The organism is Cupriavidus sp. CER-90, assembly GCF_057652055.1.
In genome coordinates, this window is record NZ_JBYGYM010000002.1 from 801,438 (window position 1) to 827,935 (window position 26,498).

The window sequence follows — 26,498 nt, forward strand, 5'->3', positions numbered from 1 at the left end:
ACGCGCTATGTTGCGCCCGGCGCCGCGCGGCTGTATATCGAAGTTTCGGCAAGCGGCCATTCCTTTTTTTGATGACATGAAGCATCCCGCCAGACGTCATATCCCCTCCGTGGTCAACCTGAACACGTTCGAGACCATTGCGCGTCGCGGCAGCGTGACAGCCGCCGCCGACGAACTGGGCCTGAGCCAGGGCGCGGTCAGCAAGCAGCTGCTCGATCTCGAGAGCTTTCTGGGCACGACGCTGTTCGCGCGCAACAACGCCCGGCTGGCGCTGAGCGACGAAGGCGCCGGCTACCTGGCGCGCATCCGGCCGCTGCTGGATCAGCTGGAAGCGGCAACGGTGGCCGCCTCGGGCGCAGCCCAGCGGATGCGCGAGGTGCGCTTCTCGGTGCCGAACACATTCGGGCTGCTATGGGTCATGCCGCGCCTGTGCGGCTTCGCGGCGACGCATCCCGAAATCCGCATCCACGTGGCCAACCACATCGGGGCGGTATCGTTGCGCGACGCGGGGCTGGACGCCGCCATTGTCTATGCCGAGGACGGCCTCGACGACGACAGCGCCGATCTGCTGCACGGCGTGCGCAGCCTGCCCGTGGCGGCGCGCGAGCTGGTCCCCGGCCGGCTGCCGCTGCCGGCCAGCCGCATCGCCGCGCTGCCGCTGCTTCACCACACGACCGCGCCCAGCGCGTGGGCCAGCTACCTGCGCGATCTCGACGCCAGCATCGCCCTGCCGTTGCCGCCGGGCACGCAGTACAACCTCGTCACGTTCGCGCTCAAGGCCGCCGAAGCCGGGCTCGGTGCCGCCTTGGTGCCCGACTATGCCGTCGCCGACAGCCTGCGCGAGGGGCGTGTGGTGCAGCTCAATCAGGCGTCCGTGCCGTCGCGGCGCGGCTACTACCTGATTCGCCGCCCGGACCGCGCCGACGTGCCGGCCGTTAAGGTGCTGCGCGAATGGCTGATGGCCCGGCGCGCGGACGTCGTCGGCGTGAAGGACTAGCGTACGCGGGCGACGCCTAGCACGCCGCGGCGTCGCCCCGCCTGACGCGCGGCTTGGGCACGCGGGGCACCGGCTCGCCCTCCATGGGCAGGAGCCGATGCACGCGCGCAAATTCCGCCAGATCGATCAGCGAGCCCAGCCCCAGCTTGTCCATGATGCTGGCCTTGTGCGAACTGACGGTCTTGTTGCTGATCTCCAGCACATCCGAAATCGCCTTGTTGGAATGGCCCACGGCCAGCAGACGCAGCACGGTCAGCTCGCGGCGGCTCAGCAGGGCCTTCGGGTCCGCCGGGTTGGCCGCCGCGCGGCGGAAGGTCGGCAACGACTTCAGCGGAAACGCCGCGTAACCGCTCATCAGCGCGCGCACGGCGTCGGCCAGCCCTTCCAGCCCGGCGCCCTTGTCGATAAATCCGTGGGCGCCGCCCAGTAATGCACGCTCCGCGGCGCGCCGCTGCGCCGACAGCACCAGCACGCATGTGAGCGGCCAGGTCGACACCACTTCCTCGAGCACGGCGTCGCCGGGCAGGTCGTCGAGCTGCAAATCCATGACGACCAGATCGGCCGGGCGGTCGCGCAGCGCCAGCAGGCCGGGGGCGCCGCCGGCGGCCACGCGGACTTCCTCGAAGCCGGAGACGGTCTCGAGGATGTTGCAGACAGTCTTGCGAACGGCGATATGCGGATCAATAACGATTGCGTTGGGCATGCCAGGTCTCCGTGAAAGCGAACAGCGGGCAGCTTAGGCGTTCCTGCGCCTCGCCTGCGGCAGAACGGGCTGAAAATGCATGCTGAAACTTCTGGGTTTTCTTACGGAAATTTCAGGTGTTGAGCAGTTGCGTCCACGAGCGGGCCGAAGCGCGCGTGTCGACGACACGCGGGATCACATCGCCACGCAGATGACAATCGTGAAATCCTTAAAAATTACGGGCTGATTTGATCTACGTTACGGTGTGAGCACGGTCCACGTGCCATGATGATCACGTCGCGCCAGCCGTGCGCCCGTAGCGTTTCAACCAAGGAGATGCCATGCCCCCGATGTCCACTATCGTGCTTGCCACCGACGGTTCCGCCTTCAGCGACGCCGCCGCACGCTTTCTGGCCGATGGCAAGCTGCTGCAGGCCGGCTTCACGGTGCACGTGATTCACGTGTCGCCCGATGTCACGGGCCAGGTGCGTGCCTTCGTCAGCAAGGAAACCATCGACGCGTGGCACAACGAGGCCAGCGACAAGGCCATGACACCGGTCTGCGCCATCCTGGAAGCCGCGAAGATCCCGTTCGAGCGCCACGCGCTGCATGGCTATCCGCCCGAGAAGATCCTGGGCCATGCCAAGGCGGTGAATGCCAGCGCCATCGTCATGGGCACCCACGGGCGCGGGTCGTTCTTCGACGCCGTGCTCGGGTCGGTCGCCGGCCGCGTTCTGGCGCAGGCCACTTGCCCGGTGGTGATGGTGAAGGCGGAGGAAAAGGTCAAGCCGCAGGCTTGACCCGACGATCGGCCCTGGGGGGTCAGGAAGGGCCGATGCGGATGGATCAGACCGCCCAGAGCGGCGGTTCGTCCATCAGCGCGATCTGTTCGCGCAGTTCCAGGATGCGATCCTCCCAATAGCGCGCCGTGCCGAACCACGGAAACGCGGCCGGGAACGCGGGATCGCGCCAGCGGCTGGCCAGCCAGGCGCTGTAGTGCAGCAGGCGCAGCGTGCGCAGCGCCTCGACCAGCCACAGCTCGCGCGTATCGAAATCGGCAAAGTCCTCGTAGCCGGCCACGATGTCGGCCAGCTGGTCCTGCATCGCCGCGCGATCGCCTTCCAGCAGCATCCAGATGTCCTGCACCGCCGGGCCCATGCGGCTGTCGTCGAAGTCGACGAAGTGCGGCCCGGGCGTGCCCCGGCCGCGCGCATCGGCTTCGTCGATCCACAGCACATTGCCGCGATGGCAATCGCCATGCAGGCGCAGCAGGCGCACGTCGCCCGCCCGCTCGTAGCAGCGGCGCACCGCATCGAGCGCCAGGTCCACGGCCGCGCGCCACGGCGCCAGCAGATCGGCGGGAATGCAGTCGTGATCGAGCAGATAGTCGCGCGGGGCCACGCCGAACGTGTCGATATCGAGCGCCGGCCGTGCCTGGTAGGCCGTGGCCGCGCCACAGGCATGAATGCGGCCGATGAAGCGGCCCAGCCAGGTGCGCGTGGCGGCCTGGTCCAGCGGCGGCTCGCGGCCGCCGCAGCGCGCAAACACGGCAAAGCGGAAGCCCGCGTGCGCCCGCAGCGTGCTGGCCGACGCGTCGCCCATCGGCAGCGGCAGCGCCGGCACGGCGGGAATCTCCGCATCGGCCAGCTGCTGCACAAAGGCATGTTCTTCGAGGATGGCCGCGTCGCTCCACCGGCCAGGCCGGTAGAACTTGACCACCACGGGCGAGGCATCCTCGATGCCGGCCTGCCAGACGCGATTCTCGTAGCTGTTCAGGGCCAGCAGACGGCCATCCGGATAGAAGCCCGCCGCCTCCAGCGCATCGAGGATGCACTCGGGCGTCAGCCCCGCGTAGGGGACATCGTCGTCTGACAGCGGGTTATCCGGGTTGGCCATGGTTGGGTCCGATCAGGGAGCGGGCTTGCGGCTGCCGCCAAGCAGCGCGGCCTGCGGCGCCGGACGGCGATTGCGGGCCGGTGCCGCAGCCACGGCATCCTGTGCAGGACGCGATTGCTGGGGGCGAGCCTGCTGCGGGCGCGGTGGCTGTGGCGCGCGAGCCTGCTGGGGACGCGGCCCGGCCGGCTTGGCGGCGCCATTGCCTGCACCGTTGCCATTGCCATTGCCGTTGCGGCCTTCGCCACGTGCCGGCTGCGCGCCCTGTGCGGCACGCGGCTGGCGTGGCTGGCCTGGCTGACCCGCCGATTCCTGGCGCGGCCCTTGCGGGGCACGCGGGGCGCGGCGCTCGCCGCCATTGGCATTGCCGCCGCCGTTGCCGCGCGGCTGGCCGCCCCGGCCCTGCTGCGCGCCGCCACGTTGCTGGCGGCCCTTCTGGATCGGCTCGGCGGCAATGCTCGGGTCCACTTCAAACCCGGGCAGCGTCACCTGTTCGATCTGGCGCTTGATCAGGCGCTCGATATCGCGCAGCAGGCCATGCTCGTCGACGCAGACCAGCGAGATCGCCTCGCCCTCGGCACCCGCGCGGCCCGTGCGGCCGATCCGGTGCACGTAGTCCTCGGGCACATTGGGCAGGTCGAAGTTCACCACGTGCGGCAGCTGGTCGATATCGATGCCGCGCGCGGCGATGTCGGTGGCCACCAGCAGGCGCAGCGTGCCGGCCTTGAACTCGGTCAGCGCGCGGGTGCGGGCCGACTGGCTCTTGTTGCCGTGGATGGCCAGCGCGGACAGGCCGTCCTTGGTCAGTTGTTCCGCCAGGCGGTTGGCGCCGTGCTTGGTACGCGTGAAGACCAGCACCTGGTGCCAGTCGTGCTGGCGCACCAGATGGGCCAGCAGTTCGCGCTTGCGGTCACGGTCCACGGGGAATACGCGCTGCGCCACGGTTTCGGCCGTGGTGTTGCGGCGGGCCACCTCGATCGACGCGGGATTGTTCAGCAGGCGGTCGGCCAGCGCGCGGATATCGTCCGAGAACGTGGCCGAGAACAGCAGGTTCTGCCGCTTGGCCGGCAGCACGTTCAGGATCTTGCGGATGTCGTGGATGAAGCCCATGTCGAGCATGCGGTCGGCTTCATCGAGCACCAGCAGTTCCACGTGGGACAGGTCGATGGTGCGCTGGGACACGTGATCGAGCAGGCGGCCCGGCGTGGCCACCACGATGTCCACGCCACGCTTGAGCGCGTCGATCTGCGGATTGATGCCGACGCCGCCGAACATCACCATCGAGCGCAGCTTCAGGTACTTGCCGTAGTTGCGCACGCTTTCCTCGACCTGGGCGGCCAGTTCACGCGTGGGGGTCAGCACCAGGGCGCGGACCTGCGGGCGGCCGCCGCGCGGCGCGGGGTGGTGCGCCGCGCCTTCGGCAAGCAGCTGCAGCATCGGCAGGGTGAAGCCGGCGGTCTTGCCGGTGCCGGTCTGGGCGCCGGCGAGCAGATCGCCACCTTTCAGAATTGCGGGAATGGCTTGCGCCTGAATCGGGGTCGGCGTGGTGTAGCCCTGTTCGGCCACGGCACGCACCAGCTTGTCGGACAAGCCAAGATCGGAAAAAGACATGAAATGACGCTTCGGCTGCCCGTTGCGCAGCAGATGTGCGCCAATCGTGGGGCAGCTCGGGTAGAGAACCGTACCTGAGGGTCAGGGCCGGCGGGATGGGTCGATTGCCCCCGTTCCCGGGCTGGAAAGGCCCGTAGTGTACCAGTCTGTGGAAAGCGGCGCGCCGCTTGTCGGCGCCAGGTGGCGCTGCGCTATCATGACGGCCACCCGGTGCCGGCGCGCCCCCGTCCCTCGCCCTTCCCCATCGCCATGCGGTTCCGTTTCCTCGAAGACCAGGAAGTCACGCTCTTTGCGGCCATCCCCGTCGGGCTGCTGGCCGGCATCGTGACCACGCTGTTCAAGGACGCGCTGGAGGCCAGCGGCCTGGTCATGTTTGGCAAGGACGCCGACATCGTGCTGATCTTCGCGGGGCTGGCCCTGGCGTGGCGGGTCGTGATCCCGGTGATGGGGGGCGCCCTGGCCGGCGCGCTGCTGGTGGCGGCACGCCACTATGCCCGCAACGAGACCCTGCCCAGCGAATACATGGAAGCCGTGGCGCGCGGCACGGGCCGGCTGCCGGTACGCATCACGCTGCTGCGTGCGCTGTCGTCGTTCTGCTCGATCGTCTCCGGCAGCTCGGTGGGCAAGGAAGGCGCGATGATCCAGCTGGCCGCGCTGGCCGGATCGATCTTCCCGTCCGGGCGCGCCGACCAGGCCACCGGCGACAGCAACATGCGCCGCATGCTGACCGCGTGCGGCGCGGCGGCCGGCCTGGCCACCGCCTATCACACGCCCTTGTCGGCCGCGGTATTCGTGGCCGAAGTCGTGTTTGGCGCCCTGGCCGTGCAGCGCCTGATGCCGCTGCTGTTGGCGTCGGTGGCCGGCACCATGGTCAGCCAGTGGCACGGCGGGCTCGAACCGCTCTACTCGGGCCTGCATATCGGCCCCGACCTGCTCCAGCAACCGCACCTGCTGCTGGCCGCCGCCGGCATCGGCCTGATCGCCGGGGTGTCGGGCGCGGTCTTCCTGCGCGCCAACACGCTGGCCCGCAACGGATTCCGGCACGTGCCCGGCGGCCCGGTGGCGCGCCTGGCGCTGGGCGGCCTGCTGGTCGGGCTGCTGGCCATCGTGGTGCCCGAAGTGGTGGGCAACGGCTACTACACGATCCAGACCATCCTGCGCAACGAACCGCTGTCGGTGGCGGTCTGGGGCGTGCTGCTGGCCAAGCTGCTGGCAACCGTGGTCAGCATGGGCTCGGGCGCCGTGGGCGGCGTGTTCACGCCATCGATGTTCGTGGGCGCGGCCCTGGGCCAGCTCGTGGCGCTGGGCATTCCGGGCGGCACGTCCACGCCGGTGCTGCCGCTGGTCGGCATGACGGCCTTCCTGTCGGCCACCAGCCAGGCACCGCTGATGTCGATCCTGATGGTCTTCGAGATGACGCTGGCACCCACGCTGCTGCTGCCGCTGATGATCGGCGCGGTGGCGGCGTACTACACGGCGTCGCGCTGCCAGACGCTGTCGCTCTACAGCGTGGTGGTGGAGCGCGCGCAGGCCTCGGCGGCCGCGGAACGCGCGCGCGGCCTGCGGCTGGCCGGGCTGTGTGATCCGACCAGCACCGTGATCGACCCCACCGCCACGGTGGCCCAGGCGGCCGACAAGTTCGCCGAGACCGGCACGCGCTATCTGTATCTGGTGAACGCGGCCGGCACGCTGCTGGGTGCGATCTCGATCCATGCCGTCCAGCGCGCCCAGCGCGAGGCGCCCGATGCCACGCTGCTGTCCCTGGGCGATCTGGCGTTTCCGTCCCTGACCCCGGACTCCCGGCTGCGCGACGCGCTGGCCATCTTCTCCGAGCACGGCATCAACCGCATTCCCCTGGTGCGCGATGCCGTCAGCCGTGAACTGATGGGCACCGTGTCCAAGCAGCGTGTGCTGCAGGAGGCATCCTGCCTGTTCTGAGGCGGCTACGCCACAAGTGCCGGCCGTGCGGTTCCCCCGGCCACGGCGCAAACGGGTAAAATCGCGGGTTACCCTGCCTGCGCGATGGCTGCAAGCGTGATGGCGTCCGGCGCCGGCGGTATTCCAAGAACGATCGGTGTATTTCTTGTCGGGAGCCCTCATGCTGAAGCCGTTGTCGCGTTCGTCGCACATCGCGTGCGCCGCCGTGCTGCTGTTGTCCGCCGTCCCTGCCATGGCGCAGACCGCCCAGACCACAAACCAGCCCACTGGCCAGGTCACGACCCAGGTGGCGAACCTTGCGGTGGCCGGCGCCCCCGTGCGCGTGATACCGGCCGACGCCCCGATGGCGCGCCTGGAGCTGGCGCGGCCGGCGGCCACCGACCCGCTGCAGGCAAAGCTCGATGGCAAGGCCCATGGCGTGGCCCCCGGATTGCGGATCTTCAGCGCCGACACCGTGCTGGTCAATCCGAATGCGGTGGCGGGCAAGACGCTCAACGTGCGCTACAAGCTCGACCTCTATGGCCAGCTGCTGACCGCATGGGTACTGACCGACGCGGAAGTGAAGGCCTGGAAGGCCGCGCACTGACCCTTTAAGAATCGACCTGTTGTGCCCTGATGCCCCCAGGTAAACCACTGAGACCGGCACCATGAAGAAGGTATTTGTCAAAACGTACGGCTGCCAGATGAACGAGTACGACTCGGACAAGATGGTGGACGTGCTGAACGCCACGCAGGGCATGGAGCCCACGGACAACGTCGAAGACGCCGACGTGATCCTGTTCAACACCTGCTCGATCCGCGAGAAGGCCCAGGAGAAGGTGTTCTCCGAACTGGGCCGCATGAAGGCGCTGAAGGCCGCCAAGCCCGACCTGGTGATCGGCGTGGGCGGCTGCGTGGCCAGCCAGGAAGGCGCGGCGATCGTGTCGCGCGCCCCGTACGTGGACGTCGTGTTCGGCCCGCAGACGCTGCACCGCCTGCCCGACCTGATCAACCGCCGCCAGTCCACCGGCCTGTCGCAGGTCGATATTTCGTTCCCGGAGATCGAGAAGTTCGACCACCTGCCCCCGGCGCGCGTGGATGGCCCGAGCGCCTTCGTGTCGATCATGGAAGGCTGCTCGAAGTACTGCAGCTACTGCGTGGTGCCGTACACGCGCGGCGAGGAAGTGTCGCGGCCGTTCGAGGACGTGCTGGCCGAAGTGGCCGGCCTGGCCGACCAGGGCGTGCGCGAGGTCACGCTGCTGGGCCAGAACGTGAACGCCTACCGCGGCACGATGGGCGGCACCAGCGAGATCGCCGACTTCGCGCTGCTGATCGAATACGTGGCCGAGATTCCCGGCATCGAACGCATCCGCTACACCACCAGCCATCCGAAGGAATTCACCTCGCGCCTGGTGGAACTGTACGAACGGTGCGACAAGCTGGTGAACCATCTGCACCTGCCCGTGCAGCATGCATCGGACCGCGTGCTGATGGCGATGAAGCGCGGCTACAGCGTGCTCGAGTACAAGAGCATCATCCGCCGCTTGCGCACGATCCGCCCGGACATGTCGATGTCGTCGGACTTCATCGTCGGCTTCCCCGGCGAAACCGATGCCGACTTCGACAAGCTGATGGCCATGGTGCACGACATCGGCTACGACACGTCGTTCTCGTTCATCTTCAGCCCGCGCCCCGGCACGCCGGCCGCGAACCTGCATGACGACACGCCGCATGACGTGAAGCTGCGCCGCCTGCAGATCCTGCAAGCCGCAATTGAAGAAAATGTGGTGCGGATCAGCCAGGGCATGGTCGGCACGGTGCAGCGCATCCTGGTGGAGGGGCCGGCCCGCAAGGACCCGACCGAACTGCATGGCCGCACCGAGAACAACCGGGTGGTCAACTTCGCCCTGCCGGGCATCCCCCAGGCGCAGCGCGACCGCATGGTCGGCCAGATGGTGGACGTCAGCATCACGCAGGCGTTCCCGCACTCGCTGCGCGGCGAAATCGTTGTGCGCCAATAAGCCTTTATGAAGATTCCGACAGCAGAATTCGTCGCCCCCAAGGACGACAACACGCGCCTGCAGAACCTGTGCGGGCCGCTGGATGAAAACCTGCGCCAGATCGAACAGGCGCTGGACGTGACGATCCAGCGTCGCGGCCACCGCATGACCGTGCGGGGCGAGCGCGCGCAGGACGCCGCGCTGGCGCTGGAGCGCTTCTACAACAACGCCAAGGTGACGCTGTCGATCGACGACGTGCAGCTTGGGCTGGTCGAGGCGCGCCAGATCGCCGCGCATGGCGCCTACCTGCCCGGCAACGGCGACGACGCCGGATCGCCCGATCTCGAAGACGATTCGCCGGTGCTGCACACGCGGCGTGCCGGGCTGCAGGGCCGCACGGCCATGCAGCGCGAATACCTGCGCAACGTCCTGTCGCACGACCTGACGCTGGGCATCGGGCCGGCCGGTACCGGCAAGACCTACCTGGCCGTGGCCTGCGCCGTCGATGCGCTGGAACGCGATGCGGTCAAGCGCATCGTGCTGACGCGTCCGGCCGTGGAGGCCGGCGAACGGCTTGGCTTCCTGCCCGGCGACCTGGCCCAGAAGGTCGATCCGTACCTGCGCCCGCTGTACGACGCGCTGTACGACCTGCTCGGCTTCGATCGCACGCAGAAGATGTTCGAGCGCCAGATGATCGAGATCGCGCCGCTGGCCTACATGCGCGGCCGCACGCTGAACCACGCCTTCATCATCCTGGACGAGGCCCAGAACACCACGCCGGAACAGATGAAGATGTTCCTGACGCGGATCGGCTTCGGCTCCAAGGCCGTGATCACCGGCGACACCACGCAGATCGACCTGCCGCGCGGCCAGAAGAGCGGCCTGGTGGAGGCGCAGCACGTGCTGCGCGAGGTGCGCGGCGTCGCTTTTACCCGCTTTTCCAGCATCGACGTGGTGCGCCATCCGCTGGTGGCGCGCATCGTCGATGCCTACGACGAATACCACGCCCAGCACAAGGACGCCTGAACTTGACCAAGAAGTCTCCCGCAACCAAGACGCCCGACGCCACGCGCGTTGTCCTGTTCGATGCCGACGGCCGCGCCCGCAAGGCATCGGCGCACGCGCTGCGCATCCAGCTGGCCGACGGCCGCAGCCTGACGCTCGACCTGTCGCAGGCCCATGACGGCGTGGTGGCGCTGCTGGCCGAGCACACCGACACCCGCCAGCAGGCCGGCCTGCTGGTGCGCCCCGACAACGGCGACGCGCTGTCGGTGGCCGTGACGGCCACGCCGATCGTGACCACCACGGGCACGCCGGCCACGCCGGCCGAGGTGGAGCTCGACATCCAGTTCGGCGACGGCACGCGCAGGCGCCCCGGCGTACCGTCCCGCAAGCAGATCGAAAAATGCGTGAAGTCGGCCCTGTATGACGATGCCGCGCTGACCATCCGCTTCGTGGACGAGGAAGAAGGCCGCGCGCTGAACCGCACGTACCGGGGCAAGGACTACGCGACCAACGTCCTGACATTTGCCTATGCCGAGGGCGCCGACGACCCCGTGACCGGCGACATCGTGCTGTGCTGCCCGGTGGTGGAGGCCGAGGCAACGCAGCAGAAGAAGCCGCTGGAGGCGCACTATGCACATTTGATCGTCCACGGCGTGCTGCACGCGCAGGGCTACGAGCACGAGGACGACGCCGAGGCCGAGGAAATGGAGGCCATCGAAACCGAAACGCTGCAGGCGCTGGGCTTCAGCGACCCGTACCAGCCGGTGCGCGAATAGGCACAAAGGGCTGCGTCCCGTGACGCCGGCGCCATTGCAATCCGGCCGTCACGGGGCTGCAAGCCTTTTAGTGTATGCTTCAGACGATCTCCACCACGCGCTAGCCGCGACATGAACGACCCCTATCCCAGTTCGAAGCCTGCCAGCTACAGGCAGCCGGATCGGCCCCGATCCCTCCTCGAACGCCTTTCGGATTTCATCTCCCCCGAGCCGGACACCCGCGCCGAACTGCTGGAAGTGCTGCAGGACGCGCATGAGCGCAACCTGATCGACGCCGACTCCCTCTCGATGATCGAGGGTGTGTTCCAGGTGTCGGAGCTGACGGCGCGCGACATCATGGTGCCCCGTGCCCAGATGGATGCGGTCAACATCGCGGATACGCCAGAAGCGTTCATCCCCTACATGCAGCAGACGGCGCACTCGCGCTTTCCGGTGTACGAGGGCAATCGTGACAACATCATCGGCATCCTGCTGGCCAAGGATCTGCTGCGCTACTACACCGACGAGAATTTCGACCTGCGCGAAACGCTGCGCCCGGCCGTGTTCATTCCGGAGTCCAAGCGCCTGAACATCCTGCTGCGCGAATTCCGGATCAATCGCAACCATATTGCGATCGTTGTCGACGAGTACGGCGGCGTGGCCGGGCTGGTCACGATCGAAGACGTGCTGGAGCAGATCGTCGGCGACATCGAGGACGAGTTCGATCTGGACGAAGACCAGGACATGATCCTGCCAACCGCGGACGGCGCCTGGCGCGTACGTGGCCTGACCGAGATCGAACAGTTCAACGAGGCATTCGGCACGGCCTTCCCGAACGAAGACGTCGATACGGTGGGCGGCCTGCTGACCAACCACGTGGGCCATGTCCCGCATCGCGGCGAGGTCATCACCTTGCCGCCGATCCGCTTTGAAGTGTTGCGCGCCGACGCGCGCCAGGTGCATCTGCTGCAGGTACACCGCGAGGCTCCGGCCGACACCAACGGCGTGGCCGACGCATGAAGCGCGCCGGCACGCCCGACGCCGTGGGCACCCGTCGCGCCGATCCGCTGATCGGCGCCGGTCCATCTTCCCCTTCCTCCGCGCCCGCTGGCGCCCGCAGCGCATCGCGCCAGGGCATGCTGTTCCGGCTGCTGATCGCCGCCGCGCTGGGCGTGGCCCATACGCAGGCATTTGCGCCCCATGACTGGTGGTGGCTGCAGATCCTGTCGCTGGCCGGGCTGGTGGCACTGGTTGCCGATGCGGGCCGCCCGCGTGCGGCGGCCGCCACGGCATACGCATTCGGCATGGGCTGGTTCCTGTCCGGGATCTGGTGGCTCTATATCAGCATGCACGTCTACGGCGAGATGCCGGCGTGGATGGCCGCGCTGGCCGTGGTGCTGTTCGGCGCGTACCTGTCGCTATGGCCGGCGCTGGCCGCCGGCGTCTGGCACTGGCTGACGGCCCGCGGCCGTGGCGGCGTCCTGACCGCGCTGGCCTTCGGCGCGGCCTGGGCGCTGTCGGAATGGCTGCGCGGCGTGCTCTTCACGGGCTTCCCGTGGCTCGGTAGCGGCTATCCCCATACCAACGGCCCGCTGTCGGGCTTTGCGCCGCTGCTTGGCGTCTACGGCATCACGTTCCTGGCGGCGGCGACATCGGCGTTGCTGGTGGCCGCCGTACGCGCCGCGCTGCGCCGTGGCGAACCGGGCGCCACGCGCATCGCCGGCTGGTCCGCCGGGCTGGTGGCCGCCACGCTGGGCGGCGGCCTGGCACTGGTGCCGGTGGCGTACACCACCCCGATCGGCAAGCCCGTCAGCGTGCGGCTGTTGCAAGGCAACGTGGCGCAGGACATCAAGTTCGAGCCGGTGGGCATCCAGCGTTCGCTGGAGCTGTACCGCGACATGATGACGGCGGCGCCGGCGGACCTCGTCGTTACGCCAGAAACCGCATTCCCGGTGATCCTGCAGGACCTGCCCGTGGATATCGCCAGGGATGTGCGCACCTATATGGAGACGACCGGCACCACCGTGGTGTTCGGTGCGGCGGGCGCCGATTCGCCCGTCGACTTCACCAACAGCGTGTTCGCCATCGGGCCGGAGCTGGAGGCACTTTACCGGTACAACAAGCACCATCTGGTGCCGTTCGGGGAATTCATCCCGTACGGCTTCCACTGGTTCGTCAACATGATGAAGATGCCGCTGGGCGACTTCCGGCGGGGCACGCTGGATCAGCCGGCGGTACCGGTGCGCGGCATCCATGTGGCACCCAATATCTGCTACGAGGATCTGTTTGGCGAGGAAATCGCCGCCACGCTGCGGCAGCAGGCCACGCCCGCCAACCTGCTGGCCAATGTGACCAACCTGGCCTGGTTTGGCGACACCATCGCGCTGGACCAGCATCTGCAGATCTCGCGCATGCGGGCCCTGGAAATGCGCCGGCCGATGCTGCGCGCCACCAATACCGGCATGACAGCCGTGGTGCGGCCGGACGGGACGGTGCAGGCGAAGCTGCCGACGTTCGAAGTGGGTACGCTGACGGCGGACGTGCAGGGCACGCAAGGCCTGACGCCGTATATCCGCTGGGGCAACGTGCCGGCACTGGCCGGCAGCGTGCTCGTGTTGTGGCTGGCGCTGCGGGGGCGGCGCCGGTTGCCGGATTAACCGACCAGCGCGCCGGCCATCGACACGGCGGCGGCGGCCACCATCACGGCGATGGCGACGATATAAGGTTTGCGAGACAGCAGTGACATGACCAATCCCCTAAAGTTGTTGTTTCGAGCCCGCATCGCGTTATCGGCTGCCCCGGCCCAAAGCTGATGCTTCTGGCCCGGGCCCGGCAATCCGGCCTGGCGGCCATCTGGTTTTTGATTCGGTGACCGCGTGCTTTAACTGTATACAAAAACGGTATCGGCACCTATCGGACAGTTCTGAAACCCGTGTCAGGATTTACCCGACCCGTTGCGCCAAGCCGACACCCCCCGCATGCACGATTCGTGCCCTGCGGCACCGTTTTCCTGCGCCAACCCGGCTGAGACAGCCCAAAAACCCGATAGAATCCAAGGTTTGGCAAACCCGGCGCGAGACGCTTCGCGCACTTGCCGCCAGCTTTTCATTTCGTCTTCCTATGCTGACCTTCCAACAAATGATTCTGACCCTGCAGGCCTACTGGGACCGGCAGGGTTGCGCATTGCTGCAACCGATCGATCTGGAGGTCGGCGCCGGTACATCGCACGTGCATACGTTCCTGCGCGCGATCGGCCCCGAGCCGTGGCGCGCCGCCTACGTGCAGCCGTCGCGCCGGCCCAAGGACGGCCGCTACGGCGAAAACCCGAACCGCCTGCAGCATTACTACCAGTACCAGGTGGTGCTGAAGCCCGCGCCGGAAAACATCCTGGAGCTCTACCTGGGCTCGCTGGAGGCGCTGGGCCTGGACCTGAAGCAGAACGACATCCGCTTCGTCGAGGACGATTGGGAAAATCCGACGCTGGGCGCCTGGGGCCTGGGCTGGGAAGTCTGGCTCAACGGCATGGAAGTGACCCAGTTCACGTACTTCCAGCAGGTGGGCGGCATCGACTGCAAGCCGATCACCGGCGAAATCACCTACGGCATCGAACGCCTGGCGATGTACCTGCAGAAGGTGGAAAACGTCTACGACCTGGTGTGGACCGAGTGGGAGGAGAACGGCGTGACGCGCCGCCTGACCTATGGCGACGTCTACCATCAGAACGAGGTGGAGCAGTCCACCTACAACTTCGAGCACAGCAACACCGAGATCCTGTTCCGCCACTTTGCCGAGCACGAGGGCGAAGCGCGCCGCCTGATGGGCGATGCCGGCGAGAAGAACGAAGACGGCACGCCGAAGCTGACCGACACCCGCCTGGCGCTGCCTGCGTACGAACAGGTGCTGAAGGCCGCCCACACGTTCAACCTGCTCGATGCGCGCGGCGCCATCTCGGTGACCGAGCGCGCCGCCTATATCGGCCGCATCCGCAACCTGTCGCGCATGGTGGCGCAGGCCTATTACGATTCGCGCGAGGCGCTGGGCTTCCCGATGTGCAACAACGGGGCCCGCGCATGACGGCCCGCGTGCGCGGCGCGCTGGCACTGCTGGCTTTTGCCGTGCCGGTCGCGCTGTCGCCCGCCGGCAGCGCGCTTGCCGCCGCGCGGACGTCGCCCGCGCCGGCGCCGCAGGCCCTGTACCTGCCGGCTGACCTGGCCAATATCTGCGAGGCGGACAGCCAGGCGCTGCAGCAGGCCATCACGCGGCACTGGCGGCCGTCGCTGTCGTCGATCGACCAGTGGGCGCAGCTGGTGCGCTCGTTCTCGTGCGACCTGTCCGGGTCGCGCGACCTCGGCTGGCACCGCGTGCCGCTGCGCGCCTACGAGAGCGCCATCCGCTACCCGCTGCAGTGGGTCGAATGGGAAGACAACGCCGGGCGCTCGCGCCGCACGGTGCGGACGTACTATTCCGCCGCGCAGCTGCCCGCGAAGATCGATTTCTGGGTGGGGGGGCGCATCGACGAGATCCGCTACGACCGCCGTTCCCATCGCATCGACGCACGCTTCCCGGCCGCGGGCACCCGCGGCGCTTCCGGCGTGGCCGCGCAATGCGCCTACACCACGCTGCAATTCCGCCAGCAGAACGGCCTGTGGCTGCTGTCTGGCGTGGAACCCAATCTCGCGCCGCGCTGCTGACGCGCGCGCCCATACCTGTTGGATAGATTCATGTCGCAACCCATGACCGATTCGCTGCTGATCGAACTGTTCACCGAAGAACTGCCGCCGAAGGCGCTGGCCCGCCTGGGCGACGCCTTCGCACAGGGGCTGTTCGATGGCCTCGGCGCGCGCGATCTGCTCGAAGCCGGCGCCGCCGTGACGCCGTTTGCCACGCCGCGCCGCCTGGCCGCCCTGGTGACCGGCGTACGCCGCACCGCGCCGGACCGCGAACAGCGCGAAAAGGTGCTGCCGCTGACCGTGGCGCTGGACGCCAACGGCGCCCCGACCGCCCCGCTGGCCAAGAAGCTGGCCGCCCTGGCCAGGTCGGTGGGCGTGGCCGAGATCGACTGGCAGACGCTGGAGCGCGCCTCGGACGGCAAGGCCGATGCGTTCTTCTACCGCTACACCGCCAAGGGCGCCGCGCTGGCCGACGGCCTGCAGGCCGCGCTGGACGACACGCTTGGCAAGCTGCCGATTCCGAAGCTGATGAGCTACCAGCGCCCGGACGGCACCACGGTGCATTTCGTGCGCCCCGCGCACAGCCTGATCGCGCTGTACGGTGCCGAAATCGTGCCGGTGTCGGCGCTCGGCCTGCCGGCCAGCAACCTCACCCAGGGTCACCGCTTCCTGTCGCAGGGCGCCATCGAGATTCCGCACGCCGGCGAATACGCGAGCCTGCTGGAATCGCGCGGCCGCGTGATCGCCGGCTATGCCGACCGCCGCGAACGCATCCGCACGGCCCTGCTCAAGGAAGCCGGCACCGACCAGGTGATCATGCCCGAGTCGCTGCTGGACGAAGTCAATTCGCTGGTCGAATGGCCGGTGGTCTACCCGTGCCACTTCGAGGAAGCCTTCCTGGCCGTGCCGCAGGAGTGCCTGATCCTGACGATGCAGACCAACCAGAAGTACTTTGCGCTGACCGACGCCGCCGGCCACCTGCGCAACCGCTTCCTGATCGTCTCGAACCTGGCCACCGACACGCCGCAGTCGATCATCTCGGGCAACGAGCGCGTGGTGCGCCCGCGCCTGGCCGATGCCAAGTTCTTCTTCGACCAGGACCGCAAGAAGACGCTGGCGTCGCGCGTGCCGCAGCTCGGCAACGTGGTCTACCACAACAAGATCGGCAGCCAGCTGGACCGCGTGCAGCGCCTGCAGCAGATTGCCGGCCATATCGCCGACGCGATGAACGCCGCTGGCGCCCAGGTGGACAAGGCCGCCGCGATGCGCGGCGCCGAACTGGCCAAGGCCGACCTGCTGACCGACATGGTCGGCGAATTCCCCGAGCTGCAGGGCACCATGGGCACGTACTACGCGCGCCATGACGACGAGGCCGAGGACGTGGCGCTGGCGTGCTCCGAGCACTACCGCCCGCGCTTTGCCGGCGACGCGCTGCCCGAAGGCAACGTCAGCACCGCCGTGGCGCTGGCCGACAAGCTCGAAACGCTGGTGGGCATCTGGGGCATCGGCCTGCAGCCTACGGGCGAGAAGGACCCGTTCGCGCTGCGCCGCCACGCGCTGGGCATCCTGCGCATGCTGATCGAAAAGCCGCTGGCGGTGTCGATCGACACGCTGCTGGGCCTGACCGAGCAGGCGTTCGCGGGCATCGCCACCGTGAAGCCGGCGCGCGACGCGATCTCCGACTTCCTGTACGACCGCGTGCGCGGTTACCTGAAGGACAAGGGCTACACCACGAACGAGGTGGAAGCCGTGGTGAGCCTGCGTCCGCAGAGCCTGGACGACATCCTGGCCCGCATGGAAGCCGTGCGCACGTTTGCCGCGCTGCCCGAGGCCGAGGCCCTGGCCGCCGCCAACAAACGCATCACGAACATCCTGAAGAAGACCGACGAGGCCATCGGCACGGTTGACCGCGCCCTGTTCCAGGAGGCCGCCGAAAGCGCGCTGTTCGACGCCATCGAACGGGTGCGTCCGGGCGTGGAAGCCGCCTTCGCGGGTGGCGATTTCACCGCCGCGCTGCGCGACCTGGCCCAGCTGCGCGACGCCGTGGACCGCTTCTTCAACGACGTGATGGTGATGGCCGAGGACGCGAAGCTGCGCGCCAACCGCCTGGCGCTGCTGGCCACGCTGCACGGCCTGGCCAACCGCGTGGCAGACATTTCGAAGCTTGCCGCCTAAGCTGTCCAAGCCGTCTTCAAGCCGCCCCGGAGCCGCCATGCCACAGTCCCAGCCGAAGTTCGTGATCCTCGACCGCGATGGCGTGGTCAACCTGGACAGCGACCACTTCATCAAGACCCCCGACGAGTGGGTGCCGATTGCCGGCAGCCTCGAGGCCATCGCCATGCTGAACCAGGCCGGCTATCGCATCGTCATCGCCAGCAACCAGTCGGGCATTGGCCGGGGGCTGTTCGAGATGAGTGCGCTCAACGCGATGCACGAGAAGATGTACAAGGCGCTGGCCGCGCTGGGCGGCCGCGTGGAAGCCGTGTTCTTCTGCCCGCATACGGCCGCCGACAACTGCGACTGCCGCAAGCCGAAGTCGGGCCTGTACGAGCAGATCGGCGAGCGGTTTGGCATCGAACTGCGCAACGTGCCCACGGTGGGCGATTCGCTGCGCGACCTCGAAGCCGGCGTGGCCGTGGGCTGCGTGCCGCACCTGGTGCGCACCGGCAAGGGCCTGCGCACGCTGGACAAGGGCGGCCTGCCGGCCGGCACGCGCGTGCATGACGACCTGGCCGCGTTCGCGCGCTGGCTGATCGCCGAAGGGGCGCACAAGGCCCCCGCCCCGAGCGCCCACGCGGCGCAGCCCGCTCCCTGAGGCCTGCCCGCCTCCTGATTCTTCGCCCCCATCGATGACCTTTATCCGCTCCCTGCTGTTCGCGCTGTACCTGGTGGTGCTGACCCCGCCCTACGCGTGCATGTGTTTCATCGTCTTCCCGTTCATGAACGCGGAAAACCGGTTCCGCTTCGTGCGCGGCTGGCCGCGCCTGGTGATCTGGGCCGCGCGCCTGATCTGCGGCATCCATTACCGCATCGAAGGCATGGAGAAGATGCTGGCGATGCTGGACAAGCCCGTGGTGCTGCTGTCCAAGCACCAGTCGGCCTGGGAAACCGTGGCTTATGTGGCGCTGATGCCCAAGCCGCTGTGCTTCGTGTTCAAGCGTGAACTGCTGTTCGTGCCGTTTTTCGGCTGGGCGCTGGGCATGCTCAAGATGGTCCACATCAACCGCAAGGACGGCACCCGGGCGTTTGCCTCGGCCGCCCGGCAGGGCCGCGAGCGGCTCAACGAGGGCGCCTGGATCATCATGTTCCCCGAGGGCACGCGCACCCCGGCCGGCAAGGAAAACCCGCGCTACAAGAGCGGGGGCGCCCGCCTGGCCGTGGAAACGGGTGCCTGGGTCTTTCCGATGGCGGTCAACTCGGGCCGCCTCTGGCCGCGCAATTCGTTCCTGAAGTACCCGGGCATGATCACGATCTCGATTGGCGACGCGATTCCGTCGGCCAACAAGACCGCCGACGTGCTGAACCAGGAGGTGGAAGCCTGGATCGAGGCCGAGATGCGCCGCATCGATCCCGAAAGCTACCGCCGCGCAGGGAGCCAGGCCACCGCATGAAGCTGTTGCGCCCCACCGCCGACCCCAACGCGCAGCTGGAGCTGCCGCTGGCGGACGCCACGCCGCCCGTTCCGCCCGCGCAGCAGAACCTGCTTGCGCCGGCGCCCGACGCGCAGCCGGGTGCCGGCCCGGCGGGCGAGCGGACCGGCGAGCGGGGTAGTGACAGGGGTGGTGACCGGGCTGGCGATATGTGGCCGCCGATCCTGCCCAATGGCCGCATGCTGCAGGTCGGCGAGCGCACGCTGCACTATTCGCTCAAGCGATCGTCGCGCCGGACCATCGGGTTCACGGTGGATGACCGCGGGCTGTCGATCACGGCCCCGCGCTGGGTCACGCTGGTCGACATCGAGTCGGCCATCCTGGAAAAACAACGCTGGATCTTTGCCAAGCTTGGCGAATGGCGCCATCGGGAGTCGCGCCGCGTGCTGCCCACCGTGCAGTGGCGCGACGGCGCCGAACTGCCGTTCCTGGGCCAGCCGGTCACGCTGCGGCTGGAATCGCCGGCCGGCGTGCTGTGTTTCGATGCCGATACGCGCATGCTGCATCTGGCGCTGCCGGCACACGCCGAAGAGCAGCAGATCAAGGACCGCGTGCAGGGCTGGCTGCAGAACCAGGCCCGCCGGCTGCTGGCTGAACGGCTCGACATTTACGCCGCCAAGCTTGGCGTGCGCCATACCGGCTTTGCGCTCACGTCGGCGGCCACGCGCTGGGGCAGCTGCACCGCCGACGGCAAGATCCGGCTCAACTGGCGCCTGATGCATTTCCCGCTGTCGATGATCGACTACGTGGCCGCGCACGAGCTCGCGCACCTGAAGGAAATGAATCACAGCCCGCGCTTCTGGGAAACCGTCGAGTCGATCTTTCCCGAGTTCCGCGACGCACGCGCCCGCCTGCGCGCGCATCCGCCCGAACTGCTGCCGACGTTCTGACCGGCCGATGGGCTGGCTGGCTGAAGCCGCCCGGCTTACCAGGCATAGCGCGCGCCCAGCCGCAGCGCGTACTGCCGGTAGCCCTGGTTGCCCCACTGCCCGCCGATATTCCCCCAGCTGCTCCAGCCGCGTGAGAGCCTGGCGTCGATGCCGAGCTTGAGCTCGTAGCGGTCGCGCGGAAACAACTGCCCCAGCACCGCCTCGCTGAATCCGACCGATGTACTGGTCTGGTCGTGCCACCAGTTCAGCGTGGCATAGGGCTGCAGCCGCCCACCATCGTCCCGGTCCAGCGTGCGGAACATCCGCATGCCAAGCCGTGTCACCACGCCATTGGTATCGCCACCACTGACTTGCGTGCCGCCGGGCTCGGTCACGCTGACGCCACGGTGCCGCAGCCATGCCACCTGCGCCTGCGGTTCGACCCGCCATGACGACGCCGCCAGCGGCAGCGCCCATCCCCCTTCGAGCGACACGTTCCACGCCTGGCTGTGATAGCCGACCTTGGGCAGCTGGTCGCCGCGCACATGGCTGTCGAACCAGGCGTACTGGAACCAGGTGTCGACATAGGGCCCCAGGTCCGACGCGGCCTGGCCGAACCACGTGGCGTACACGCCCGCGCCGTAGCCGTTCACCTCGCCCTGCGCCCGGGCGGTGTTGCCCGCGGCCAGGCCGTCGGTCCGCACGTTGCCGTAGCCGAACATTGCGCCCACGTGCAGCCGGTCGGCCTCGCCGAACAGCGAGCCGCGCGCGAAGTCGCCGCCCCCCTGCAAGACCACCGTATTGGCCCGCGCGCTGTAGTCGTTGCCACGGCTGCCGCTTTCGGCGGTCTTGCCCATCACTCGCAGCCATCCGGCCGGTGCCGACGAAAATGGCATCTCGCCCATCCGGTCGTGCAGGCTGTGCAGGAACAGGCTGGTCGCCGCGTGCTCGTTGGCGATGTAGGCGGGCACTTCGGGCCGGTACATCGGCCGGGGCGGGGCCGGAGGGGCCGGCGGATCGGGAGGCGTGGGCGGCGGGTTGGGAGGCGTGGGCGGGTTGGGCGGTGTCGGCGGGTCGGGCGGTGTCGGCAGTTGCTGCGACCGCAGATACCAGTTGCCATCGGCGGGGCTCTGCGTGCTGCCGCGATACAGCCGGTATTCGTAAGGCCCGGCCACGGCGCGGCCCGACAGCACGAACGCGCCGGCCGGGGCGCTGCCACCGTTGATGGCCTCGATCACCCGGATCCCCTCGCTCGTCAGCGCCCCCTTGCCGCCGGCGTTGACAATGCGCACGCCCGTCACGCCGGTCACCGTGCCGGCATCGATCACGAGCTTGTCCGCCGGCGACCCGTCGCCCGCCAGCGCCGCCGTCAGCCCCAATGTGCCGCCCTGGCTGTGGTACTGGCTGACCGTGAGCGCATGGAACACGCCGTCCGCGGGCGGCGCGAAGGCCACCGTGCTGCCGATGTTCTCCAGACGCGTCAGGTTGGAGTCGTCCGTCACCAGCCAGGCAGAGTTGTCGCGCAGGGCCAGCCGTACCGCGTGCTGCCCGCCCCCTTGGGCGGGCAGCACCAGCGAGGCCCCGCGCAACGCCGACCCGCTGGCCGTGATATCGACAATGATCGGGGCGGTCCGGGAATCGACGATCAGCACGTAGTGGCCCGCCACGCTGCTGCCAGTGATCGCCACCGCTGCGGGACCGCCCAGGAACGACAGCGCGCTGCCCTGGCTGGCCAGGAGCGTGCTGCGCGTGATCTCGGCGGTCTGCAGCATCGAATCGTCGGTGCTGTACATCGACAGCGCACTGCCACCGGTGCCGGTGCTGACGGCGCTGCCGTTGCGCAACGCGATCCGGGCCTGGTCGATGGCCTGCACCGCCGACGTGGACATGCCCGACACCGTCACCGCCGTGCCATCGGCCACGATCTGGCTGCCCGTGCCACGCGCGGACAGGCCGTGCGCGCCGCGCATCAGCGTGGTGACGCTGCCGCCGGCCATCGTCACGGTGCCGCCATCGATGGCCTCGACGCCGACAGACCCGGGCCCGGTCGTGACGATCGTCGTGTCTTCGGCCTGCACGGCCGTGGCACTCTGCGCCAGCACGCCGAAGGCAGCGAGCCCACTGGTCGCGATATCCACGCCGCGCAGCGTGATCGTGCCCGATCCGTTCGCCGACCCGGCGCCCGGCGATTGCGTGCCGCTGGTCTGGATGGGAATGCGCGCGCCCTGCCCATCGACGGTGACACTCGATTTCGACGAAGTCAGGGCCACGCCGGGCGCGGTATCGCCGGTCGTGGTGATCGAACTGGCGCCGAGCAGCGACACCGAGCCCGTGGCCACGGTAATACCCGCTGCCTCCGCGCCCTGCGTCAGAATCCTCGAATCGTGCATCTGCAGGATGCCGCCATAGTCGGCAAACAGGGCGTGTCCGCGCTCGCCCGATGTGGAGATATCGACCTGCCCGGTGACCGTCGCGCTGCCGAATGCATGGACGCCGTTCGAATGCGCACCCAGCATCGTCAGGGTGCTGCCGGGCGCGTTGAAGTGGATGGCGCCGCCCGATTCGGCGTAGGCGCCCGTGGATTCGTTGCCGCCCGAGTGCAGGGTGACCGGCCCCGTGACGGTGATCGATCCGTTGTTGGCCGCATGAAAGACCGAAGCGTAGCCGCTGTTGCCGGTGTCGAACGTGCCGCCGGCAATCGTCCCGTTGCAGTTGTTGGCGGTGTAGGACTTCGCGGTGGGTGAGGGGGGCGCGCAATCCGCAGCGTGACCGGAAGGCACCGCCATCGCCATGGCCAGCACGCACGCCAGTGCGCCGCAGGTACTGCCCAGGCAGCATCGCGTCATACAGTTTCCCCTCTGTCAGAGAAAGCCTGTCGCGCGACCTTCGGCGCTGCCGCGCCGTGATGGACCGGCGTAGGCGTTCGTGCAGCTGTCGAAAGTAATCGGCAATGTAGCAACTTCCGGGCCTCCGCGCCCGCGCTGCCGATGTGAAATTTTCTTTGCCGCGTGTTCAGCGGTGCCACGGCGGGCCAGCCGGCACGATGGCGCGCGCGGGACTAGAATGACGGACTCTGTTGTCTCAACAACCCAAAGAAGGCCCCCTATGCGACTCCTCCACACCATGCTGCGCGTTGGCGACTACCAACGCTCGATCGACTTCTACACGCGCGTGCTGGGCATGCAACTGCTGCGCGAAAGCGACAATCCCGAGTACAAGTACCGCCTGGCCTTCGTCGGCTACGGCCCGGAAAGCGAAACGGCCGTGCTGGAACTGACCTACAACTACGGCGTCGACCAGTACGACCTGGGCACCGCCTACGGCCATATCGCGCTGGAAACCCCCAACGCCGCCGAGGCCTGCGACCGCATCCGCGCGGCCGGCGGCAAGGTCACGCGCGAGGCCGGCCCGGTCAAGGGCGGCACCACGGTGATTGCCTTCGTGGAAGACCCCGATGGCTACAAGATCGAACTGATCGAGCGCAATTCGACCCGCGACGCCGCCCGTCCGTAAGCGACGCGGCGATGTCCACACAACTGATAACAAGGCGCCCGCTGGACAGCATGGCCATCGGACTGATGGTATTGCTGTGCGCCGCATGGGGACTCCAGCAGGTGATCATCAAGGTCACCGCTCCGTTGATGGGCGCCGTGCTGCAAGCCGGCGTCCGCTCCGCCATCGCCGCGCTGCTGGTGTTCGCGTTTGCCGCGTGGCGTGGCACCCCGCTCTGGGAACGCGACGGCACGCTGCGCGCCGGGCTGGTTGCCGGCCTGCTGTTCGGCGCCGAGTTCTTCTGCATTTTCGTCGGGCTGGGCCACACCACGGCATCGCGCATGGCCGTGTTCCTCTACACGGCGCCGATCTTCACCGCGCTGGGCCTGCACCTGTTCGTGCCGGGCGAACACCTGCGGCGCGGCCAGTGGGCCGGCGTCGCGGTGGCGTTCCTGGGCATGGTGCTGGCATTCGCCGATGGCATCGTCGCCGCCTCCGCGCAGTCGAGCACGCTGCTCGGCGACGCGCTGGGCGTACTGGCCGGCGCCCTGTGGGCCGCCACGACGATCGTGGTACGCGGCAGCAAGCTGTCTCACGCGCCGGCCAGCAAGACGCTGCTCTATCAGCTGGCGGTGTCGGCGGTGCTGTTGCTGGTGATGGCGGTGGCCGCGGGCCAGGTCCATCGCGTGGAAGTCACGGGTTTCGTGGTGGCCAGCCTGTTCTACCAGTCGGTGCTGATTGCCTTTGCCAGCTATCTGATCTGGTTCTGGCTGCTGCGCCAGTATCTGGCATCGCGACTATCGGTATTCTCGTTCCTGACCCCGCTGTTCGGGGTGGCCTTCGGCGTGCTGCTGATGCACGACCACGTCGGCACGCGATTCGCGCTGGCGGCGGTGATGGTGCTGGGTGGCATCGTGCTGGTGAACCGGAAGGCCTGAGTGGCCTGCCGGGTTCGTCCCTCCCGGCTGGCGGGAGGGACGCATGGCGCGTGAAACGGCCCCGATTACTTCGGGAACGAGAACATGCCCACCGCGCCGCGCACTTCGTCCAGCGTCTGCTGGGTCAGTTCGCGGCCGGCTTCCGTGCCCTTCCTGAGGATGTCGAACACGTAGCCCGGGTCCTGCGCCAGTTGCTCGCGGCGCTCGCGGATCGGGCGCAGCATTTCCTGCAGGATGCCTTCCACACGGCGCTTGAGCACCATGTCGCCCAGGCCGCCGCGCTGGTAGTGTTCCTTGAGCGCCTGCACTTCCTCCACGTTCGGATCGAACGCGTCCAGGTACGTGAACACGATGTTGCCTTCGACCTGGCCCGGGTCCGACACCTTCAGATGGTTCGGATCGGTGTACATCTTGTGCACGGCTTCGCGGATCTGGTCCGGCGATGCGCCCAGCGGAATCGCATTGCCCTGCGACTTGCTCATCTTGGCCTTGCCATCGACGCCCGGCAGACGGCCATGCTTCGGAATCAGCGCGGCGGCCTCGGGCAGGATGTCGCGGCCCACCTGATGGTTGATGCGGCGCACGATTTCGTTGGTCTGCTCGATCAGCGGCGCCTGATCCTCGCCCACCGGCACCAGCACGGCCTTGAAGCCGGTGATGTCCGCGGCCTGCGAGGCCGGATAGCACAGGAAGCCGGCCGGGATGTCGCGGCCAAAGCCACGGGCCTGGATCTCTTCCTTGATCGTCGGGTTGCGCTCCAGGCGCGACACCGTGACGAAATTCAGGTACATCAGCGTCAGTTCGGCCAGCGCGGGCAGGTGCGACTGCACCGTGATCGTGGTCTTGGCGGGGTCGATGCCCACGGCCAGGTAGTCCAGCGCCACTTCCAGCACGTTGCGGCGAACCTTGTCCGGGTCGTGCGCGTTGTCGGTCATCGCCTGCGTATCGGCCAGCAGCACGTACTGCTTGTGCGTTTCCTGCAGGGCCACGCGGCTCTTGAGCGAGCCAACGTAGTGGCCCAGGTGCAGCGGGCCGGTGGGACGATCGCCAGTCAGGATGACGGGACGCGGATCGGTCTTGGTCTGTTCGGTCATGAGCGTCGCGATTGCTTCAGGATGTTCGGAGATTCAGCGGGAAATTCGAAATCGGTAGCGGCTGCGCTGGGGCCGCGGTGTCAGGCCGCGCCGCGCGCAGGCGGCACGGCGCCGTTGCCGACGATGCGGGCCAGTTCGACATACTCGGCCACCGGCACTTCCTCGGCGCGGCGGCCCAGGTCGAAGCCGAGCGCGTCGAAGTCCACCTGGTCGCGCAGGAACGACAGCGTGTTGCGCAGCACCTTGCGGCGCTGCGAAAACGCGGCGGTCACCACGTCGCCCAGCACACCGGGGTCGCACGCCGGATACGGCGAACGCAGCGTACCGTCTTCGGCGCGCGGCCAGGGAATCATGCGCACCACGGCCGAATCGACCTTGGGCGGCGGGTTGAACGACGCCGGCGGCACGTCGAGCACGTGTTCCATGTGGTAGCGCACCTGCAGCATGATCGACAGCCGGCCGAACGCCTTGCTGCCCGGCTCGGCCACCATGCGCTCGACCACTTCCTTCTGCAGCATGAAATGCTGGTCGCGCACGTGATCGGCGAAATCCATCAGATGGAACAGCAGCGGGCTCGAGATGTTGTACGGCAGGTTGCCCACGATGCGCAGTGCGCGGGCCGGCTCCTTGAGCTTGCCGAAGTCGAACGCCAGCGCGTCGCCGGCATGCACGGTCAGGCGGTCGTTGTAGCGGTTGCGCAGGCGCTCCACGAGATCGCGGTCGAGCTCCACCACCTGCATGCTGGGCAGGCGTTCGAGCAGCGGGTTCGTCAGCGCGCCCAGACCGGGCCCGATTTCGACCACGACGTCGTCGGGCTGCGGATCGATCGCGTTGACGATGCCGTAGATGATGCCGTCATCGACCAGGAAGTTCTGGCCGAATCGTTTGCGGGCCACATGGCCCTGATGCACGTTTGGACGCATAA

At 68.1% G+C, this 26,498-nt stretch carries 24 protein-coding genes; 18 read left to right on the plus strand and 6 right to left on the minus strand.

Features of this window, described 5'->3' with window-relative positions; all coding sequences use genetic code 11:
* The first annotated feature begins 76 nt into the window (after nt 1-76).
* Entirely contained in the window at nt 77-997 is a 921-nt protein-coding gene (locus tag AC24R4_RS14185) for a LysR substrate-binding domain-containing protein (RefSeq protein WP_487523288.1), read from the plus strand.
* Between the two features lie 16 nt (nt 998-1,013).
* Here the strand turns inward: AC24R4_RS14185 and AC24R4_RS14190 are convergent, their stop codons facing one another.
* Nucleotides 1,014-1,700, minus strand: coding sequence for a LuxR C-terminal-related transcriptional regulator (locus AC24R4_RS14190; RefSeq protein WP_487523289.1), 687 nt, complete (start codon nt 1,698-1,700; stop codon nt 1,014-1,016).
* A 79-nt stretch (nt 1,701-1,779) separates the two neighbouring features.
* On the opposite strand from AC24R4_RS14190, the gene AC24R4_RS14195 reads away from it, so the two are divergent.
* Nucleotides 1,780-1,926 (plus strand): hypothetical protein, encoded by a 147-nt coding sequence (locus tag AC24R4_RS14195; RefSeq protein WP_487523290.1) that lies wholly within the window; start codon nt 1,780-1,782, stop codon nt 1,924-1,926.
* Nucleotides 1,927-2,029: 103 nt separating this feature from the next.
* Nucleotides 2,030-2,479 (plus strand): universal stress protein, encoded by a 450-nt coding sequence (locus AC24R4_RS14200; RefSeq protein WP_487523957.1) that lies wholly within the window; start codon nt 2,030-2,032, stop codon nt 2,477-2,479.
* Nucleotides 2,480-2,525: 46 nt separating this feature from the next.
* On the opposite strand, the gene AC24R4_RS14205 is transcribed toward AC24R4_RS14200, so the two are convergent.
* Nucleotides 2,526-3,575: a serine/threonine protein kinase gene (locus AC24R4_RS14205; protein ID WP_400397508.1), complete on the minus strand. Its 1,050-nt coding sequence runs from the start codon at nt 3,573-3,575 to the stop codon at nt 2,526-2,528.
* A gap of 12 nt (nt 3,576-3,587) precedes the next feature.
* Complete coding sequence (locus tag AC24R4_RS14210) at nt 3,588-5,183, minus strand: DEAD/DEAH box helicase (protein WP_487523291.1); 1,596 nt, start codon at nt 5,181-5,183, stop codon at nt 3,588-3,590.
* A gap of 249 nt (nt 5,184-5,432) precedes the next feature.
* Between AC24R4_RS14210 and AC24R4_RS14215 the strand changes: the two genes are divergently transcribed.
* The 13 genes from AC24R4_RS14215 (at nt 5,433) to AC24R4_RS14275 (ending at nt 20,070) form a co-directional block, all read left to right on the plus strand.
* Nucleotides 5,433-7,121 carry a ClcB-like voltage-gated chloride channel protein gene (locus tag AC24R4_RS14215; protein WP_400395934.1) on the plus strand — a complete coding sequence of 563 codons (1,689 nt, stop codon included), beginning with the start codon at nt 5,433-5,435 and terminating at the stop codon, nt 7,119-7,121.
* A 160-nt stretch (nt 7,122-7,281) separates the two neighbouring features.
* Entirely contained in the window at nt 7,282-7,707 is a 426-nt protein-coding gene (locus AC24R4_RS14220) for a hypothetical protein (RefSeq protein WP_487523292.1), read from the plus strand.
* Between the two features lie 61 nt (nt 7,708-7,768).
* Nucleotides 7,769-9,121 carry a tRNA (N6-isopentenyl adenosine(37)-C2)-methylthiotransferase MiaB gene (gene miaB, locus AC24R4_RS14225; protein WP_400395170.1) on the plus strand — a complete coding sequence of 451 codons (1,353 nt, stop codon included), beginning with the start codon at nt 7,769-7,771 and terminating at the stop codon, nt 9,119-9,121.
* Between the two features lie 6 nt (nt 9,122-9,127).
* Nucleotides 9,128-10,126 carry a PhoH family protein gene (locus AC24R4_RS14230; protein WP_153946592.1) on the plus strand — a complete coding sequence of 333 codons (999 nt, stop codon included), beginning with the start codon at nt 9,128-9,130 and terminating at the stop codon, nt 10,124-10,126.
* Nucleotides 10,127-10,128: 2 nt separating this feature from the next.
* Nucleotides 10,129-10,881 (plus strand): rRNA maturation RNase YbeY, encoded by a 753-nt coding sequence (ybeY, locus tag AC24R4_RS14235; protein ID WP_400395168.1) that lies wholly within the window; start codon nt 10,129-10,131, stop codon nt 10,879-10,881.
* Nucleotides 10,882-10,992: 111 nt separating this feature from the next.
* A complete protein-coding gene (locus tag AC24R4_RS14240) occupies nt 10,993-11,880 on the plus strand; it encodes a CorC family transporter (protein WP_153946590.1) in 888 nt (295 codons plus the stop codon).
* A gap of 116 nt (nt 11,881-11,996) precedes the next feature.
* Nucleotides 11,997-13,517: an apolipoprotein N-acyltransferase gene (lnt, locus tag AC24R4_RS14245; protein WP_487523958.1), complete on the plus strand. Its 1,521-nt coding sequence runs from the start codon at nt 11,997-11,999 to the stop codon at nt 13,515-13,517.
* A gap of 463 nt (nt 13,518-13,980) precedes the next feature.
* On the plus strand, nt 13,981-14,934 hold the full coding sequence (glyQ, locus tag AC24R4_RS14250; protein WP_153946588.1) for a glycine--tRNA ligase subunit alpha: 954 nt from the start codon (nt 13,981-13,983) through the stop codon (nt 14,932-14,934).
* Nucleotides 14,931-15,551, plus strand: a complete 621-nt coding sequence (locus tag AC24R4_RS14255; protein ID WP_153946587.1) for a hypothetical protein — start codon at nt 14,931-14,933, stop codon at nt 15,549-15,551. Before glyQ ends, AC24R4_RS14255 begins: the two co-directional genes overlap by 4 nt.
* A gap of 30 nt (nt 15,552-15,581) precedes the next feature.
* A complete protein-coding gene (gene glyS / locus AC24R4_RS14260; protein ID WP_400394260.1) occupies nt 15,582-17,705 on the plus strand; it encodes a glycine--tRNA ligase subunit beta in 2,124 nt (707 codons plus the stop codon).
* A gap of 37 nt (nt 17,706-17,742) precedes the next feature.
* A complete protein-coding gene (gmhB, locus tag AC24R4_RS14265) occupies nt 17,743-18,345 on the plus strand; it encodes a D-glycero-beta-D-manno-heptose 1,7-bisphosphate 7-phosphatase (RefSeq protein ID WP_400394262.1) in 603 nt (200 codons plus the stop codon).
* A 34-nt stretch (nt 18,346-18,379) separates the two neighbouring features.
* Nucleotides 18,380-19,141: a lysophospholipid acyltransferase family protein gene (locus AC24R4_RS14270; protein ID WP_400394264.1), complete on the plus strand. Its 762-nt coding sequence runs from the start codon at nt 18,380-18,382 to the stop codon at nt 19,139-19,141.
* Nucleotides 19,138-20,070 (plus strand): M48 family metallopeptidase, encoded by a 933-nt coding sequence (locus AC24R4_RS14275; RefSeq protein WP_400394266.1) that lies wholly within the window; start codon nt 19,138-19,140, stop codon nt 20,068-20,070. Before AC24R4_RS14270 ends, AC24R4_RS14275 begins: the two co-directional genes overlap by 4 nt.
* Nucleotides 20,071-20,105: 35 nt before the next feature.
* On the opposite strand, the gene AC24R4_RS14280 is transcribed toward AC24R4_RS14275, so the two are convergent.
* The gene (locus AC24R4_RS14280) at nt 20,106-22,895 is read right to left on the minus strand and encodes an autotransporter family protein (protein ID WP_487523293.1); all 2,790 of its coding nucleotides are present in this window, start codon (nt 22,893-22,895) and stop codon (nt 20,106-20,108) included.
* A gap of 259 nt (nt 22,896-23,154) precedes the next feature.
* On the opposite strand from AC24R4_RS14280, the gene gloA reads away from it, so the two are divergent.
* Both gloA and AC24R4_RS14290 read left to right on the plus strand, forming a co-directional pair.
* A complete protein-coding gene (gloA, locus tag AC24R4_RS14285; RefSeq protein WP_066739460.1) occupies nt 23,155-23,562 on the plus strand; it encodes a lactoylglutathione lyase in 408 nt (135 codons plus the stop codon).
* An 11-nt stretch (nt 23,563-23,573) separates the two neighbouring features.
* The gene (locus AC24R4_RS14290) at nt 23,574-24,479 is read left to right on the plus strand and encodes a DMT family transporter (protein WP_400392082.1); all 906 of its coding nucleotides are present in this window, start codon (nt 23,574-23,576) and stop codon (nt 24,477-24,479) included.
* Between the two features lie 65 nt (nt 24,480-24,544).
* On the opposite strand, the gene trpS is transcribed toward AC24R4_RS14290, so the two are convergent.
* Both trpS and rsmA read right to left on the minus strand, forming a co-directional pair.
* Nucleotides 24,545-25,573, minus strand: coding sequence for a tryptophan--tRNA ligase (trpS, locus tag AC24R4_RS14295; protein ID WP_400392080.1), 1,029 nt, complete (start codon nt 25,571-25,573; stop codon nt 24,545-24,547).
* An 80-nt stretch (nt 25,574-25,653) separates the two neighbouring features.
* The gene (gene rsmA / locus AC24R4_RS14300; protein ID WP_400392077.1) at nt 25,654-26,496 is read right to left on the minus strand and encodes a 16S rRNA (adenine(1518)-N(6)/adenine(1519)-N(6))-dimethyltransferase RsmA; all 843 of its coding nucleotides are present in this window, start codon (nt 26,494-26,496) and stop codon (nt 25,654-25,656) included.
* Between the last annotated feature and the right edge of the window lie 2 nt (nt 26,497-26,498).

Excerpts from the sequence above, each read along its gene's own strand:
- AC24R4_RS14185 (WP_487523288.1), top strand. The coding sequence starts at position 77 with ATGAAGCATCCCGCCAGACGTCATATCCCCTCCGTGGTCAACCTGAAC.
- AC24R4_RS14190 (WP_487523289.1), bottom strand. The coding sequence starts at position 1,700 with ATGCCCAACGCAATCGTTATTGATCCGCATATCGCCGTTCGCAAGACT.
- AC24R4_RS14195 (WP_487523290.1), top strand. The coding sequence starts at position 1,780 with ATGCTGAAACTTCTGGGTTTTCTTACGGAAATTTCAGGTGTTGAGCAG.
- AC24R4_RS14200 (WP_487523957.1), top strand. The coding sequence starts at position 2,030 with ATGTCCACTATCGTGCTTGCCACCGACGGTTCCGCCTTCAGCGACGCC.
- AC24R4_RS14205 (WP_400397508.1), bottom strand. The coding sequence starts at position 3,575 with ATGGCCAACCCGGATAACCCGCTGTCAGACGACGATGTCCCCTACGCG.
- AC24R4_RS14210 (WP_487523291.1), bottom strand. The coding sequence starts at position 5,183 with ATGTCTTTTTCCGATCTTGGCTTGTCCGACAAGCTGGTGCGTGCCGTG.
- AC24R4_RS14215 (WP_400395934.1), top strand. The coding sequence starts at position 5,433 with ATGCGGTTCCGTTTCCTCGAAGACCAGGAAGTCACGCTCTTTGCGGCC.
- AC24R4_RS14220 (WP_487523292.1), top strand. The coding sequence starts at position 7,282 with ATGCTGAAGCCGTTGTCGCGTTCGTCGCACATCGCGTGCGCCGCCGTG.
- miaB (WP_400395170.1), top strand. The coding sequence starts at position 7,769 with ATGAAGAAGGTATTTGTCAAAACGTACGGCTGCCAGATGAACGAGTAC.
- AC24R4_RS14230 (WP_153946592.1), top strand. The coding sequence starts at position 9,128 with ATGAAGATTCCGACAGCAGAATTCGTCGCCCCCAAGGACGACAACACG.
- AC24R4_RS14240 (WP_153946590.1), top strand. The coding sequence starts at position 10,993 with ATGAACGACCCCTATCCCAGTTCGAAGCCTGCCAGCTACAGGCAGCCG.
- lnt (WP_487523958.1), top strand. The coding sequence starts at position 11,997 with ATGCTGTTCCGGCTGCTGATCGCCGCCGCGCTGGGCGTGGCCCATACG.
- glyQ (WP_153946588.1), top strand. The coding sequence starts at position 13,981 with ATGCTGACCTTCCAACAAATGATTCTGACCCTGCAGGCCTACTGGGAC.
- AC24R4_RS14255 (WP_153946587.1), top strand. The coding sequence starts at position 14,931 with ATGACGGCCCGCGTGCGCGGCGCGCTGGCACTGCTGGCTTTTGCCGTG.
- glyS (WP_400394260.1), top strand. The coding sequence starts at position 15,582 with ATGTCGCAACCCATGACCGATTCGCTGCTGATCGAACTGTTCACCGAA.
- gmhB (WP_400394262.1), top strand. The coding sequence starts at position 17,743 with ATGCCACAGTCCCAGCCGAAGTTCGTGATCCTCGACCGCGATGGCGTG.
- AC24R4_RS14270 (WP_400394264.1), top strand. The coding sequence starts at position 18,380 with ATGACCTTTATCCGCTCCCTGCTGTTCGCGCTGTACCTGGTGGTGCTG.
- AC24R4_RS14275 (WP_400394266.1), top strand. The coding sequence starts at position 19,138 with ATGAAGCTGTTGCGCCCCACCGCCGACCCCAACGCGCAGCTGGAGCTG.
- AC24R4_RS14280 (WP_487523293.1), bottom strand. The coding sequence starts at position 22,895 with ATGACGCGATGCTGCCTGGGCAGTACCTGCGGCGCACTGGCGTGCGTG.
- gloA (WP_066739460.1), top strand. The coding sequence starts at position 23,155 with ATGCGACTCCTCCACACCATGCTGCGCGTTGGCGACTACCAACGCTCG.
- AC24R4_RS14290 (WP_400392082.1), top strand. The coding sequence starts at position 23,574 with ATGTCCACACAACTGATAACAAGGCGCCCGCTGGACAGCATGGCCATC.
- trpS (WP_400392080.1), bottom strand. The coding sequence starts at position 25,573 with ATGACCGAACAGACCAAGACCGATCCGCGTCCCGTCATCCTGACTGGC.
- rsmA (WP_400392077.1), bottom strand. The coding sequence starts at position 26,496 with ATGCGTCCAAACGTGCATCAGGGCCATGTGGCCCGCAAACGATTCGGC.